Source organism: Bacillus sp. REN10, from assembly GCF_016820555.1.
GTDB lineage: Bacteria > Bacillota > Bacilli > Bacillales > Domibacillaceae > Bacillus_CE.
Map to the genome: position 1 here is coordinate 241,536 of NZ_JADHDW010000002.1, position 14,878 is coordinate 256,413.

General features: G+C 41.6%; 12 protein-coding genes. All 12 read left to right on the forward strand.

Annotation, left to right across the window (positions count from 1 at the left end; all coding sequences use genetic code 11):
• Positions 1-30: 30 nt before the first annotated feature.
• The 12 genes from ileS to pyrE all read left to right on the forward strand — a co-directional run bounded on the left by ileS (position 31) and on the right by pyrE (position 14,830).
• Entirely contained in the window at positions 31-2,799 is a 2,769-nt protein-coding gene (gene ileS, locus IRB43_RS04480; RefSeq protein ID WP_203362241.1) for an isoleucine--tRNA ligase, read from the forward strand.
• Positions 2,800-2,979: 180 nt separating this feature from the next.
• On the forward strand, positions 2,980-3,486 hold the full coding sequence (gene lspA, locus IRB43_RS04485; protein ID WP_203362242.1) for a signal peptidase II: 507 nt from the start codon (positions 2,980-2,982) through the stop codon (positions 3,484-3,486).
• Complete coding sequence (locus tag IRB43_RS04490) at positions 3,458-4,369, forward strand: RluA family pseudouridine synthase (RefSeq protein ID WP_203362243.1); 912 nt, start codon at positions 3,458-3,460, stop codon at positions 4,367-4,369. The genes lspA and IRB43_RS04490 overlap by 29 nt, the downstream gene beginning before the upstream one ends.
• Before the next feature lie 194 nt (positions 4,370-4,563).
• The gene (gene pyrR / locus IRB43_RS04495; RefSeq protein WP_203362244.1) at positions 4,564-5,100 is read left to right on the forward strand and encodes a bifunctional pyr operon transcriptional regulator/uracil phosphoribosyltransferase PyrR; all 537 of its coding nucleotides are present in this window, start codon (positions 4,564-4,566) and stop codon (positions 5,098-5,100) included.
• A 237-nt stretch (positions 5,101-5,337) separates the two neighbouring features.
• The gene (locus IRB43_RS04500) at positions 5,338-6,267 is read left to right on the forward strand and encodes an aspartate carbamoyltransferase catalytic subunit (protein WP_203362455.1); all 930 of its coding nucleotides are present in this window, start codon (positions 5,338-5,340) and stop codon (positions 6,265-6,267) included.
• The gene (locus tag IRB43_RS04505) at positions 6,230-7,516 is read left to right on the forward strand and encodes a dihydroorotase (protein ID WP_203362245.1); all 1,287 of its coding nucleotides are present in this window, start codon (positions 6,230-6,232) and stop codon (positions 7,514-7,516) included. Before IRB43_RS04500 ends, IRB43_RS04505 begins: the two co-directional genes overlap by 38 nt.
• Positions 7,513-8,604, forward strand: a complete 1,092-nt coding sequence (locus IRB43_RS04510; protein ID WP_203362246.1) for a carbamoyl phosphate synthase small subunit — start codon at positions 7,513-7,515, stop codon at positions 8,602-8,604. Before IRB43_RS04505 ends, IRB43_RS04510 begins: the two co-directional genes overlap by 4 nt.
• Complete coding sequence (carB, locus tag IRB43_RS04515) at positions 8,597-11,815, forward strand: carbamoyl-phosphate synthase large subunit (protein WP_203362247.1); 3,219 nt, start codon at positions 8,597-8,599, stop codon at positions 11,813-11,815. Before IRB43_RS04510 ends, carB begins: the two co-directional genes overlap by 8 nt.
• Positions 11,812-12,591, forward strand: coding sequence for a dihydroorotate dehydrogenase electron transfer subunit (locus tag IRB43_RS04520; protein WP_203362248.1), 780 nt, complete (start codon positions 11,812-11,814; stop codon positions 12,589-12,591). The genes carB and IRB43_RS04520 overlap by 4 nt, the downstream gene beginning before the upstream one ends.
• Positions 12,588-13,529 carry a dihydroorotate dehydrogenase gene (locus IRB43_RS04525; protein WP_203362249.1) on the forward strand — a complete coding sequence of 314 codons (942 nt, stop codon included), beginning with the start codon at positions 12,588-12,590 and terminating at the stop codon, positions 13,527-13,529. Before IRB43_RS04520 ends, IRB43_RS04525 begins: the two co-directional genes overlap by 4 nt.
• The gene (gene pyrF, locus IRB43_RS04530) at positions 13,501-14,217 is read left to right on the forward strand and encodes an orotidine-5'-phosphate decarboxylase (RefSeq protein ID WP_203362250.1); all 717 of its coding nucleotides are present in this window, start codon (positions 13,501-13,503) and stop codon (positions 14,215-14,217) included. Before IRB43_RS04525 ends, pyrF begins: the two co-directional genes overlap by 29 nt.
• Positions 14,207-14,830, forward strand: a complete 624-nt coding sequence (gene pyrE, locus IRB43_RS04535; RefSeq protein WP_203362251.1) for an orotate phosphoribosyltransferase — start codon at positions 14,207-14,209, stop codon at positions 14,828-14,830. The genes pyrF and pyrE overlap by 11 nt, the downstream gene beginning before the upstream one ends.
• Positions 14,831-14,878: the final 48 nt, after the last annotated feature.

The window sequence follows — 14,878 nt, forward strand, 5'->3', positions numbered from 1 at the left end:
TCGTTCATACACATATAAAGGAGGATCAATATGGAGTATAAAGATACATTATTAATGCCAAAAACAGAATTTCCAATGAGAGGGAACTTGCCGAAACGCGAACCAGATATGCAGCAAAAATGGGATGAAATGGACATCTATAAAAAAGTGCAAGAACGGACAAAAGGACGTCCGATGTTCGTTCTTCATGATGGCCCTCCGTACGCTAATGGAGATATTCATATGGGACATGCCCTTAACAAAATTTTAAAAGATTTCATTGTTCGTTATAAATCGATGAGTGGATTTCATGCTCCGTATGTTCCAGGTTGGGATACGCATGGCTTGCCAATTGAACAGGCATTAACGAATAAAGGCGTAAAGCGTAAAGAGATGACCGTTGCCGAATTCCGAAAGCTTTGTGAAGAATACGCGTATGAACAAATTGAACGCCAAAAACAACAATTTAAGCAGCTTGGTGTGCGCGGAGATTGGCATAACCCTTATATTACATTAAAGCCAGAGTACGAAGCGCAGCAAATTAAAGTATTCGGTGATATGGCGAAAAAAGGCTATATTTATAAAGGAATGAAACCTGTTTACTGGTCGCCATCGAGCGAGTCGGCTTTAGCAGAAGCGGAGATTGAGTATCAAGATAAGCGTTCTCCTTCGATTTATGTCGCTTTTGCTGTTCGTGACGGAAAAGGTGTGCTTGAAGAAGGAACAAACATTGTCATTTGGACAACAACACCATGGACAATTCCAGCGAACTTAGGGATTTCCGTCCATCCTGATTTGACTTATGTCGTCGTACAAGAAGCAGGAAACAAATATGTTATTGTTGAAGATTTGCTTGAAGAAGTAACATCGAAACTTGGCTGGGAAAGTCCAAAAGTAACGAAAAAGGTGAAAGGGGCAGAGCTTGAGCATATTTTAACGAAGCATCCTCTTTATGATCGCGATTCACTACTGATGTTAGGTGAACATGTGACAACCGATTCTGGTACGGGCTGTGTTCATACAGCGCCAGGGCATGGGGAAGACGACTTTCTGATCGGAAAGAAATACGGGCTAGATGTTCTTTGCCCAGTGGATGATCGCGGTATGATGACAGCTGAGGCACCAGGATTCGAAGGATTATTTTATGATGAAGCGAATAAACCAATTACTGAAAAATTACAAGAAGTGGGCGCTTTATTAAAATTAGAGTTTTTCAAACACTCTTATCCGCATGATTGGCGGACGAAGAAACCAGTTATTTTCCGTGCAACAGCTCAATGGTTTGCATCGATCGATAAATTCCGCAATGAGTTGCTTGAAGCGATTAAAGAAACAAAATGGGTACCGGCATGGGGAGAAACTCGTTTGTTTAATATGGTTCGTGACCGTGGCGATTGGTGTATTTCTCGCCAGCGTGCATGGGGTGTGCCAATTCCGGTCTTTTATGCTGAAAACGGCGAAGCGATTATTACAGATGAAACCATTGCTTATGTATCTGATTTATTCCGTGAACACGGTTCAAATATTTGGTTTGAAAAAGAAGCAAAAGATTTATTGCCTGAAGGCTTTACTCATCCAGGAAGCCCGAATGGTCAATTTACGAAAGAAACCGATATTATGGATGTATGGTTTGATTCTGGTTCCTCTCATCAAGCAGTATTAGAAGAGCGTGAGGATCTTGTTCGACAAGCAGATCTTTATTTAGAAGGATCCGATCAATATCGCGGCTGGTTTAACTCTTCGTTAACGACAGGTGTAGCTGTAACAGGTAAAGCACCGTATAAAGGCGTATTGAGCCATGGATTTGCTCTTGACGGTGAAGGACGCAAAATGAGTAAATCATTAGGAAATGTTGTTGTTCCTTCGAAAGTCATGCAACAGCTTGGTGCCGACATTTTACGTTTATGGGTAGCATCTGTTGATTTCCAAGCAGACGTTCGTGTATCGGATGCTATTTTAAAACAAGTAGCAGAAGTATACCGTAAAATCCGTAACACATTCCGCTTCTTGCTAGGAAACTTAGCTGACTTTAATCCAGCAGACCATAAAGTGGCTTATAATGACTTGCGTGAAGTGGATCAATTTATGCTTGTGAAGCTAAATGATTTAATTAAAGATGTACATCATCATTACGAGAATTATGAATTTGCAGCGATTTACCATGCAATCAATAATTTCTGTACGGTGGATTTAAGTGCCTTCTATTTAGACTTTGCGAAAGATATTCTTTATATTGAAGCGGAAAACCACGAAGATCGCCGGGCAATTCAAACTGTATTGTATGATACGCTGTTAGCTTTAACGAAAATGCTTTCGCCAATCTTAGCTCATACAGCTGATGAAGTGTGGGCGTATATCCCGAATGTGCAAGAAACTAGTGTACAGTTAACAGATATGCCGACATATCAAGAATTAGAGCGAGCGGAAGAGTTAAAAGATAAATGGACGAAATTTATGTCTGTACGCGATGACATTTTAAAGGCATTAGAAGAAGCTCGGAACGCAAAAGTCATCGGAAAATCATTAACGGCCAAAGTTGTTTTATTTGCTAATGAGGAAACACAAGCTCTACTTGATTCCATTCAAGAAGACTTAAAGCAATTATTTATTGTATCTGCTTTTGAGGTTGCTGGTTCACTAGAAGAGGCGCCTGAGACAGCTATTAAGCTTGAACATGGGGCGGTTGTTGTAGAAAAAGCAGAAGGCGAAACATGTGAACGCTGTTGGGTGGTTACACCGACAGTTGGTCAAAACGATGCTCATTCGACGCTATGCCCGCGCTGTGCGAATGTAGTAGAAGAGAACTATTCTCAGGCTTAATTTCATGAGCTTGCTTGAAATGGGCGCTTGAAAAAGGTTGTCCTGCTCGCGTTTGTTTTCTGATACATTAGACCAGTTTGGAATAATCATCGGAAGCAGACCTCACTGCAGGACAGCTTTTTTGTTGACAAGGCAATGCTGTAACAATATCTTAAAAGGATCTTTCAACGATTCACCTTGATGAATGGAGGAACTCTCTTGTATTATTTATTAGCGCTGTTTGTCATTCTTTTAGATCAATGGACGAAATGGCTAATCGTAAAGGGAATGAGCATTGGAGAGAGTGTAGAGGTAGTAAAGGATTTTCTTTATATTACTTCTCATCGAAACCGCGGTGCAGCATGGGGCATGCTTGAAGGTCAAATGTGGCTGTTTTACATTATAACGGTTGTCGTTGTCGTCGGAATCATTTACTATATGCAAACGGAAGCAAAAAATAAACCGCTGATGCAAGGAGCGCTTGCTTTTTTATTAGGAGGAGCCATCGGCAATTTTATTGATCGTATTTTTCGCAAAGAAGTGGTCGATTTTATTAATACGTATATTTTCAGTTATGATTTTCCGATTTTCAATATTGCGGATGCAGCGTTAACGATTGGTGTTATTTTATTAATGATTGCGATGCTGATTGAAGACCGGAAAGAAAAGGAGCTTTCAAATGGAAAAAATGGAGCACATCGTTCTTGAAGAAGAAAAAAATGCAAGGATAGATAAAGTGGTGGCTAGTCTGAATGAAGAGTGGTCGCGTACACAAGTGCAAGACTGGATTAAAGCTGGTCTTGTTCAAGTGAATCAGAAATCGGTGAAAGCCAATTATAAATGTGTTCCTGGCGATCAGTTGACTATTGAAATTCCTGCGCCTGAACCGCTTGATATTGAGGCGGAAGAAATGAATTTAGATATTTATTATGAGGATGCGGACGTTCTTGTCGTGAACAAGCCTCGAGGAATGGTTGTACATCCTGCTCCAGGACATGTATCAGGCACGTTAGTCAATGGCTTGATGGCGCATTGTAAAGATTTATCCGGCATCAACGGGGTTATGCGACCAGGGATTGTGCATCGAATTGATAAAGATACGTCTGGGTTATTAATGGTTGCTAAAAATGATTTAGCGCATGAAAAGCTTGTGCAGCAGCTCGTTGATAAATCGGTGACACGAAAATATAAAGCGATTGTGCATGGAGTGATTCCTCATGATCATGGAACGATTGATGCGCCAATTGGTCGTGATCAAAAAGACCGGCAAAGCATGGCGGTGATTGATGGCGGCAAGCATGCAGTGACTCATTTTCAAGTGTTAGAACGTTTTAAAGATTATACATTCGTGGAATGTGAGCTAGAAACTGGCCGCACACATCAAATTCGTGTGCATATGAAATACATCGGCTACCCATTAGCCGGAGATCCGAAATACGGACCGAAAAAAACATTGGATATTGAAGGGCAAGCTCTTCATGCAGGCATTCTCGGCTTTGTTCATCCGCGAACAGATGAATACTTACAATTTGAAGCGCCATTACCTCAAGAGTTTGAGAATCTTCTTGAGTTTTTATCTAAAAATAATTGACAAATTTAAAAAGAAACGGTAAGCTTGTTAACAGTTGAATATGACCTTTAAACAACAGTCCCGTGAGGCTGAGAAGGTATCGGATCATGAGAATAGGCATGGAGTGTTCTGTGTTCTTCTTATGCAAAATTTGACCTCTCACCCACGTGGTGAGAGGCTTTTTTTGCCAGGAAATGCTTGAGAGGTGAAAAGAAATGGAAAAAGCAGTAGTGATGGATCAGCAAGCCATTCGTCGTGCTTTAACTAGAATAGCTCATGAAATTTTGGAAAAAAATAAAGGGATTGAAGACTGTGTTCTTGTTGGTATCCGAACGAGAGGAATCTTTTTAGCGAAGCGTTTAGCTGAGCGGATTAAGCAAATAGAAGGGGAAGAAATCCCGGTTGGTGACTTAGATATCACTCTTTATAGAGATGATTTATCCATTAAAACAGAGAGTAAAGATCCAGAGGTCAAAGGGTCTGATATTCCGGTCGATATAACGAATAAAATAGTGATCTTAGTAGATGATGTGCTTTATACAGGCAGAACGGTGAGGGCAGCTTTAGATGCGATTATGGACATTGGCCGTCCGTCGCATATTCAAATGGCGGTGCTCGTTGATCGAGGACATCGCGAACTGCCAATTCGGGCCGACTTCATAGGCAAGAATATACCTTCTGCTAGCAGTGAAAGAATTGTTGTGACATTAGAAGAAGTAGACGATACAGATAAAGTAGCCATTCATGAATAAGTGAACTCTTTAATGGCTGTCCAGAGAGACTGACAAAGAGGAACGAATGATCGAAATATCTTGTTTGTGAATATAAATATACAAAAAAATGAATAACGACCTTTTAATAATGTCCAGAGAGGCATTCAAGGGTAGAAAAGCAGAAGTGAGCATAGAACTGTGTAAACTTTTGTTTTTATGCAAAACACCCTTGAAAAAGGGTGTTTTTTTCATGAAAATGGAGGCCGATTGATAATGATGCAAAATTTAGTTTCAATTAAGGGTATGCATAAAGATGAGATTTTGTTAATATTAATGCAGGCGCAAAAATTTGCTCAAGGAGAAAGTTGGCATCCTGGAGAGCAGACTTTTATCGCTAACTTGTTTTTCGAAGCAAGTACGCGAACAAAAACAAGCTTTGAAGTAGCAGAAAGAAAACTTGGTCTTGAAGTGATCCCTTTTGAAGCAGGAAGCTCAAGTGTGCTAAAAGGGGAAACTTTATACGATACAGTTCGCACACTTGAATCAATCGGTGTCAATGCGGTAGTAATCCGCCACGAAGAAGAGGCGTACTATCAGCAATTAATAAATAAGGTGAATATCCCGGTGATCAATGCTGGTGATGGCTGCGGGCAACATCCGACTCAATGTTTGCTAGATTTGTTTACGATTCAACAAGAATTTCGTCGCTTTGAAGGATTGAAAGTAGGAATTGTTGGAGACATTCGTCATAGCCGAGTCGCTCGATCCAATGCAGAGGCTTTAAGAAGGCTAGGTGCAGAAGTCCGATTCTCAGGTCCATTAGAATGGTTTGAAGAAGAATATTTAGAGGCAGGTCAATTTACAGAGCTCGATCAGCTTGTGGAAGAAGTGGACGTTCTTATGCTTCTAAGAATCCAGCATGAGCGTCATGGCAGCGAAACGGTGATGACAAAAGAGCAATATCATCAAGCGTATGGATTAACGGTTGAACGGGAGCGAAGAATGAAACAAGGAAGCATTATTATGCACCCAGCACCGGTTAATCGCGATGTAGAAATTGCAGATTGTCTAGTAGAATGTGAACGTTCTAGAATTTTTAAACAAATGGAAAATGGTGTGTATGTCAGAATGGCTGTATTAAAACAAGCGTTGGAAGGGAGAATGTCAAATGAACTGGCTAATCAAACATGGAAGTATTCTTGCTGATAATGGAGAAATGATTCAACAAGATATTCGTATTCAAGAGGGAAGAATTGTAGAGGTGGGGGATCAGCTCTCAGCAAACAGTGAGAATGTCTTTGAAGCTGACGGCCAACTAATTGTCCCAGGATTAATCGATTTGCATGTTCATTTGCGTGAACCTGGCGGCGAACATAAAGAAACGATTGAAACGGGTACTCTAGCAGCAGCGAAAGGCGGATTTACAACGATTGCGCCAATGCCAAATACTCGTCCTGTACCGGATACAGTGGAACATTTAACGGCTTTAAATAAAAAAATCGAAGAAACGGCACATGTTCGAGTTCTTCCGTATGCATCGATTACGATTAGAGAAGCTGGAAAGGAATTAACTGATTTTAACAGTTTAAAAGAAGCTGGTGCCTTCGCTTTTACAGACGATGGCGTTGGCGTTCAAGAGGCGGGCATGATGTATGAAGCGATGAAGCAAGCAGCAGCTATTGACAAGGCGGTTGTTGCTCATTGTGAAGATAATTCCCTGATCTACGGCGGAGCCGTTCATGAGGGGACATTTGCAGCAAAGCATAACATCCCTGGTATCCCATCAATTTGTGAATCGGTACATATTGCAAGAGATGTTTTACTTGCAGAAGCAGCCAATTGTCATTATCACGTCTGCCATATTAGTACAAAGGAATCTGTAAGAACGGTGAGAGATGCGAAGAAGGCAGGAATTAAAGTGACAGCGGAAGTCACACCGCACCATCTATTGCTTTGCGATGAAGACATTCCTGAAATCGATACGAATTATAAAATGAATCCGCCTCTTAGAGGAAAAGCAGATCAACAAGCTTTATTAGAAGGACTATTTGATGGCACGATTGATTTTATCGCCACGGATCACGCTCCTCATACAGAGGAAGAAAAAGCAGCCAATATTCAATCCGCTCCATTCGGAATTGTTGGTTTAGAAACAGCTTTCCCGCTGCTATATACAAACTTAGTCAAAAAAGAAATCATCACATTAAAGCAGTTAGTGGATTGGATGACGATTAAGCCGGCGGAAGCGTTTGACCTTCCATACGGAAAACTAGAAGTTGGAGCGATCGCTGACTTAGCTATCATCGATTTAACGACTGAAAAAGAAGTTAATCCTGATGAATTTGCATCAAAAGGTAAAAATACACCATTTGCTGGCTGGACATGCAAAGGTTGGCCAACAGCGACATTTGTAGAAGGAAAAATGGTTTGGCAGGAAGGAAAGGTGCAAGCATGAAAAAACAACTAATTTTAGAAGATGGAACAATTTTTATCGGAAAAGGTTTCGGAAGCGATAAAGATACAACGGGAGAGATTGTCTTTACAACAGGGATGACAGGTTATCAAGAAGTTCTTTCAGACCCTTCCTACTGTGGACAAATTGTCACATTCACTTACCCGTTAGTTGGTAATTACGGAATTAACCGTGATGACTTTGAAACGATTCATCCGGCAGTCAAAGGATTAATTGTGAAAGAAGCCGCGGATCATCCATCTAATTTCCGCAGCGAAATGACATTAGATGAGTATTTAAAAATGAAAAACATCCCAGCGATTGCTGGCATTGATACAAGAAAACTGACAAGAATTATCCGCCAACACGGCACATTAAAAGGTGCGATTGTTTCTGCGGAGGAAGATGCACAAGAAATCATTCATCGCCTGCAGGCAACAGTATTTCCAACGAATCAAGTCGCGCAAGTGTCTACAAAATCAGCTTATCCTAGTCCGGGACGCGGCTATCGAGTAGTATTGCTGGATTTCGGAATGAAGCACGGGATTTTACGTGAGCTCAACAAGCGCGATTGCGATGTTATCGTTGTGCCACACGATACAACAGCAGAGGAAATTCTTCAATTTAATCCAGATGGAATCATGCTCTCCAATGGACCTGGAGACCCTAAAAGCGTGCCGTATGCGATTGAAACGATTAAAGAATTAATCGGAAAAGTACCAATCTTCGGAATTTGTTTAGGTCATCAGCTATTCGCTTTAGCGTCAGGTGCAGATACGTTTAAACTAAAGTTCGGTCATCGCGGATCGAACCATCCAGTAAAAGATTTAGAAATAGGAAAAACCGCTTTAACTTCTCAAAATCATGGTTATGCGGTAAGTGAAGAGTCAATCGCTCAAACCGAGCTAAAAATCACTCATGTGGCATTAAATGATGGAACGATTGAAGGACTTGCTCACAAAACATTCCCAGCCTTCTCTGTTCAGTATCATCCAGAAGCCTCCCCAGGGCCAGAAGATGATAACCAACTATTTGATCGATTTATCAACATGATGAAAGCAAACGCAGGAAAGGAGCTTCAAAATGCCTAAACGTACAGATATTAAAAGTATTTTAGTTATTGGATCTGGTCCGATTGTCATCGGCCAAGCAGCCGAATTTGATTATGCCGGTACACAAGCGTGTCTTGCTCTTAAAGAGGAAGGTTACCGAGTTATTTTAGTGAACTCTAATCCAGCAACGATCATGACAGATACGGAAATTGCCGACGCTGTTTATATCGAGCCGATTACTCTTGAATTTGTAAGCCGCATTATTCAAAAAGAACGCCCGGATGCGCTTTTGCCGACATTAGGCGGACAAACAGGACTAAATATGGCGGTGGAACTGGCCAACGCAGGTGTGCTTGAAGAGTATGGCGTGCAGATTTTAGGAACGAAACTATCAGCGATTGAGCAAGCAGAGGATCGCGATTTATTCCGTCAGTTAATGAATGAATTAAACGAACCCGTTCCAGAAAGTGAAATTATTCATACGCTTGAAGAAGCTTATGGGTTTGTTGAAAAAATCGGTTATCCGGTCATTGTTCGTCCAGCTTATACGCTTGGAGGAACAGGCGGAGGTATTTGTACGAACGAAGAAGAGCTGATTGAAATCGTTACAAGCGGATTGAAGTACAGTCCAGTGACGCAATGCTTGCTCGAAAAAAGTATTGCTGGCTATAAAGAAATCGAATATGAAGTAATGCGCGACTCGAACGATAATGCGATCGTCGTTTGTAACATGGAAAACATCGATCCAGTTGGTATCCATACAGGAGACTCGATTGTAGTAGCTCCAAGCCAAACGTTAAGTGATCGCGAATACCAAATGCTTCGGAATTGTTCTTTGAAAATTATTCGTGCCCTTGGTATCGAAGGTGGATGTAATGTTCAGCTTGCGCTTGATCCACATAGCTTCCAATATTACATTATCGAAGTAAACCCACGTGTGAGCCGTTCATCTGCTTTAGCATCAAAAGCAACAGGTTACCCGATCGCTAAGCTTGCGGCTAAGATCGCCGTCGGTTTAACTCTAGATGAAATGAAAAACCCAGTGACTGGAAAAACTTATGCTTGTTTTGAGCCAGCGCTTGACTATATTGTATCGAAAATTCCAAGATGGCCATTTGATAAATTTGAATCAGCTAATCGTACACTCGGTACGCAAATGAAAGCAACTGGAGAAGTGATGGCGATTGGTCGTACGCTCGAAGAATCTTTACTAAAAGCTGTCCGTTCTCTAGAAAGCGGCGTGTATCATCTTGAGCTTGATGAAGTGAAAGAAATGGATGATGCGATGATCGAAAAACGCATTAGAAAAGCTGGTGACGAGCGTCTATTCTATATCGGCGAAGCTTTGCGCCGCGGCATGACGATCGAAACGATCCATGAATGGAGCCAAATTGATCTGTTCTTCTTAAAGAAATTTGCTAATATTGTAGAGTTTGAAAAAGATGTGCAAGCTCAGCCATTTAATGCGGAAATAGCAAAGACAGCAAAGGAAATGGGCTTTGCGGATTGTACGATTGCAAAACTGTGGGGAATCAGCGAGAAAGAAGTGTATGATTGGCGCAAACAAAATGGCATCGTACCAGTCTTCAAAATGGTTGACACTTGTGCGGCAGAATTCGAATCTGCTACACCATATTATTACGGTACGTATGAAGAAGAAAATGAATCAATTGTCACTGATCGTAAAAGTGTTGTCGTTTTAGGATCGGGACCAATTCGTATCGGTCAAGGGGTAGAGTTTGATTATGCGACAGTACACTCTGTCTGGGCGATTAAAGAAGCAGGCTATGAAGCCATTATTATCAATAACAACCCAGAAACGGTTTCTACAGACTTCAGTATTTCTGACAAGTTATACTTTGAGCCGTTAACAGTTGAAGATGTCATGCACATTATCGATTTGGAACAACCAGAGGGTGTAGTGGTGCAGTTTGGTGGTCAAACGGCCATCAACCTTGCAGAAAAACTAGTGGAGCACGGGGTGAAAATTTTAGGCACAAGCCTTGAAGACTTAGATCGTGCGGAAAACCGTGATAAGTTTGAGCAAACGTTGCAAACACTTGGCATTCCACAACCGCTTGGAAAAACAGCCTTTTCGGTAGAAACAGCTGTGAAGATTGCTGATGAAATCGGCTATCCAGTGCTTGTTCGTCCATCTTATGTGTTAGGCGGACGCGCGATGGAAATCGTGTATAAAGAAGCAGAATTGTTGCAATATATGGAAAATGCCGTAAAAATAAATCCAGATCATCCAGTACTAATTGACCGTTACTTAACAGGGAAAGAAATCGAAGTAGATGCGATTTCTGATGGAACAGATGTCGTGATTCCAGGAATTATGGAGCACATTGAACGCGCAGGAGTCCACTCAGGTGACTCAATCGCTGTCTATCCTCCACAGCAATTAACGCGAGATCAAAAGGATAAGATCATTGATTATACGATTAAACTAGCTAAAGGATTAAACATTGTTGGATTGTTAAATATCCAATATGTTGTGTCAAACGGCGACGTGTTCGTCCTTGAAGTAAATCCGCGCTCGAGCCGTACAGTGCCATTCTTGAGTAAAATTACGAATGTGCCAATGGCGAATTTAGCAACAAAAGCAATCCTTGGCCACTCATTGAAAGAAATGGGTTACGCTACCGGATTAGTGAAGGAAGAAAAAGGAGTATTCGTAAAAGTACCTGTCTTCTCATTCGCGAAGCTGCGTCGTGTTGATACGACACTCGGCCCTGAAATGAAATCAACGGGTGAAGTGATGGGGAAAGATGCGACTTTAGCAAAAGCGCTTTATAAAGGATTAGTTGCTTCGGGTATTAAAATACCAACAAAAGGAGCTGTCTTAATGACAGTAGCTGACAAGGACAAAGAAGAAGCATTGGCGTTGGCAAAGAGATTCCATAACATCGGTTATCGCCTATTAGCTACACAAGGAACAGCACAATCATTAAATGAAGCAAACATTCCTGTTGAAGTTGTATCAAAAATCGGTGCAAAAGGACCAGATATGCTAGACATTATCCGCTCCGGTCAAGCCCAATTTGTCATCAATACATTAACAAAAGGAAAGCAGCCAGCTCGTGACGGATTCCGCATTCGCCGTGAAACAGTAGAAAATGGAATTCCTTGCTTAACGTCATTAGATACGGCGGAAGCGATCTTGCTTGTACTTGAGTCGATGATTTTCTCAGCGGAGGCAATGCCTAAATCAGAACTTTCTTCTGAGACTGAGGCGGTGCTTTCATGATCAAGAAGGAATGGATGACTGTTATTGCCCAACAACAGATTGCGAAACATATATATGAGCTCACTCTTCAAGGTGAGCTTGTGAAGGAGATGAACGAACCTGGCCGGTTCGTTCATCTTAAAGTAAGCAACCAAATGATGCCGCTGTTAAGACGTCCGATCTCCATCGCAAACATCGATCAAGAAAAACAACAGTTTACGATGATTTATCGAGCAGAAGGAGAAGGAACAAAATTATTAGCAGAAAAAAAAGCAGGAGACACCGTGGATGTGCTTGGTCCACTAGGACATGGATTTCCTGTAGAGGAAGCTGCATCAGGTGAAACGGCTATTTTAGTCGGTGGCGGTATTGGAGTTCCACCGCTTTACGAACTCTCTAAGCGATTAAATGCTCGAGGAGTCAAAACGATTCATGTGCTTGGTTTTCAAGATAAAGACACGGCTTTTTATATGGACAAGTTTTCTCAACTCGGCGACACGTATGCGGCAACAGTCGACGGTTCACTTGGTACAAAAGGTTTCGTTACCGATGTGATTAAAGAATATAACTTGAAGGCAGATATTTTATACTCTTGCGGTCCGATTCCGATGTTAAAAGCATTAGAAGCCATGCGGCTAACGGAAAAAGGATTTATCTCATTAGAGGAACGGATGGGCTGCGGCATTGGCGCTTGCTTTGCGTGCGTATGTCATCCGCAAAACGATCCAACAGGTGCCGAATATCGTAAAGTGTGCAGTGATGGTCCAGTATTTCCTATTGGGGAGGTGGCTTTATGAGTAGATTGAATATAGAACTTCCAGGATTAACGTTAAAAAATCCAGTCATGCCAGCCTCAGGATGCTTCGGCTTTGGTCGTGAATACAGCCAGCTTTATGATTTAAGTGAGCTAGGAGCGATCATGATTAAAGCGACGACAGAGGAGCCGCGCTTTGGAAATCCGATGCCAAGAGTGGCTGAAACACCAGCTGGGATGCTTAATGCAATTGGTTTGCAAAATCCAGGATTAGAAAAGGTGATTGAGAATGAACTTGCCTGGTTGTCTCAATACGATGTGCCCATTATTGCGAATGTAGCCGGCTCTCAAGTAGATGACTACGTCGAAGTAGCGAAAAATATCTCCAAAGTGGACAATGTGCATGCATTAGAGCTTAATATTTCTTGCCCGAATGTAAAAACGGGAGGAATAGCCTTTGGAACGATCCCTGAAACAGCGAAAGAATTAACGAAGAAAGTAAAAGAAGTATCAGAAGTGCCTGTCTATGTGAAGCTTTCTCCTAATGTAACAAATATTGTTGAAATGGCAAAAGCAGTGGAAGACGGCGGCGCCGATGGATTAACAATGATTAACACATTGATCGGTATGCGAATTGATATTAAAACAGGCAAACCGATTATCGCCAACCGAACAGGTGGTTTATCAGGTCCTGCGATTAAGCCGGTAGCGATTCGAATGGTCTACGAAGTAAGCCAACAGACAAATCTCCCAATCATCGGAATGGGTGGAATTTCGACGGTGGAAGACATCATCGAATTTTTCTATGCAGGTGCCGATGCCGTAGCGGTCGGAACAGCTAATTTTGTGGATCCGCTTATTTGTCCAACTTTAATTGCAGAGGTAGATCAATTTTTACAACAGAACGGTATTGATCACATTAGTGAATTAACGGGAAGGAGCTGGAGTGAAAGTGGAAAAAGAACCTATTATTGCTCTTGATTTTCCAACTTGGCAAGAAACTGAAACCTTTTTACAACCGTTTGAAGGAGAATCGTTATTTATTAAAGTAGGAATGGAGCTTTATTTACAAAACGGCCCTTTGATCGTTGAGCATTTAAAAAAGATGAATCATCGTATCTTTTTAGACTTGAAACTGCATGATATTCCGAACACTGTTCAGCAAGCCATGAAGGGGTTAGCTAGTCTGGGAGTGGACATGATTAATGTTCATGCAGCAGGCGGTCAAAAAATGATGGCAGCGGCTCGTGAAGGCTTAGAACAAGGAACGAATGGTCAACGTCCAATTTTACTTGCAGTGACTCAATTGACGTCAACGTCAGAAGAACAAATGCAAACAGAACAACTCATACCGGTTTCTTTAGAAGAATCGGTGCTTCATTATGCCAAATTGACGAAAGCCGCTGGCTGTGACGGAGTGGTTTGCTCTGTTCATGAAGCGGCAAAAATTAGTGAAGTGTGCGGGACGGAATTTTTAAAAGTGACACCAGGTATTCGCATGAAGGATGATGACGCGAATGATCAAAAGCGAGTGGCAGATCCACAAATGGCGAGAATGTTAGGTTCATCGATGATCGTTGTTGGTCGCTCGATTACGAAGGCAGATCAACCGCTTGAAGCCTATCAAAAAGTAAAACAGCTCTGGGGAGGAATGGAACATGTTAAATAAACAAATTGCAGAACAATTATTAGAAATTAAGGCGGTATTTTTGCAGCCCAACGAGCCTTTTACATGGTCTTCAGGTATTCAATCTCCCATTTACTGTGATAATCGCTTAACTCTGTCTTATCCGGAAGTAAGAAAGACAATTGCAAAGGGGCTTGTTTCATTAATTAAAGAACATTATCCAGAAGCGGAGTTGATCGCAGGAACGGCGACTGCAGGAATTCCTCATGCTGCTTGGGTGAGCGATTTAATGGATCTGCCAATGTGCTATGTACGTTCAAAAGCAAAGGGGCACGGAAAAGGCAATCAAATTGAAGGGAAAGCAGAGCCAGGAACGAAAGTCGTCGTAGTTGAAGACTTAATCTCTACTGGTGGAAGTGCAGTAACGGCTGTTGAAGCTTTGCGTGAAGCAGGCTGTGAAGTACTTGGAATTGTATCGATCTTTACATATGAATTAGAAGCTGGCAAAGAAAAATTAGCAGCAGCTAATATCTCTTCTCACAGTTTAAGTGAATACTCTACTTTAATCAAAGTAGCGGCAGAGAAAAAGTATGTACAAGAAAGCGACTTAGAAACATTGCGTAAATGGCAGGAAAGCCCTAGCAGCTGGAGTTAATATGGTGGATAAAAAAGCGTTCTTCCTAAAGGAAGAACGCTTTTTTAT

Excerpts from the sequence above, each read along its gene's own strand:
- ileS (WP_203362241.1), top strand. The coding sequence starts at position 31 with ATGGAGTATAAAGATACATTATTAATGCCAAAAACAGAATTTCCAATG.
- lspA (WP_203362242.1), top strand. The coding sequence starts at position 2,980 with ATGAATGGAGGAACTCTCTTGTATTATTTATTAGCGCTGTTTGTCATT.
- IRB43_RS04490 (WP_203362243.1), top strand. The coding sequence starts at position 3,458 with ATGGAAAAAATGGAGCACATCGTTCTTGAAGAAGAAAAAAATGCAAGG.
- pyrR (WP_203362244.1), top strand. The coding sequence starts at position 4,564 with ATGGAAAAAGCAGTAGTGATGGATCAGCAAGCCATTCGTCGTGCTTTA.
- IRB43_RS04500 (WP_203362455.1), top strand. The coding sequence starts at position 5,338 with ATGCAAAATTTAGTTTCAATTAAGGGTATGCATAAAGATGAGATTTTG.
- IRB43_RS04505 (WP_203362245.1), top strand. The coding sequence starts at position 6,230 with ATGAACTGGCTAATCAAACATGGAAGTATTCTTGCTGATAATGGAGAA.
- IRB43_RS04510 (WP_203362246.1), top strand. The coding sequence starts at position 7,513 with ATGAAAAAACAACTAATTTTAGAAGATGGAACAATTTTTATCGGAAAA.
- carB (WP_203362247.1), top strand. The coding sequence starts at position 8,597 with ATGCCTAAACGTACAGATATTAAAAGTATTTTAGTTATTGGATCTGGT.
- IRB43_RS04520 (WP_203362248.1), top strand. The coding sequence starts at position 11,812 with ATGATCAAGAAGGAATGGATGACTGTTATTGCCCAACAACAGATTGCG.
- IRB43_RS04525 (WP_203362249.1), top strand. The coding sequence starts at position 12,588 with ATGAGTAGATTGAATATAGAACTTCCAGGATTAACGTTAAAAAATCCA.
- pyrE (WP_203362251.1), top strand. The coding sequence starts at position 14,207 with ATGTTAAATAAACAAATTGCAGAACAATTATTAGAAATTAAGGCGGTA.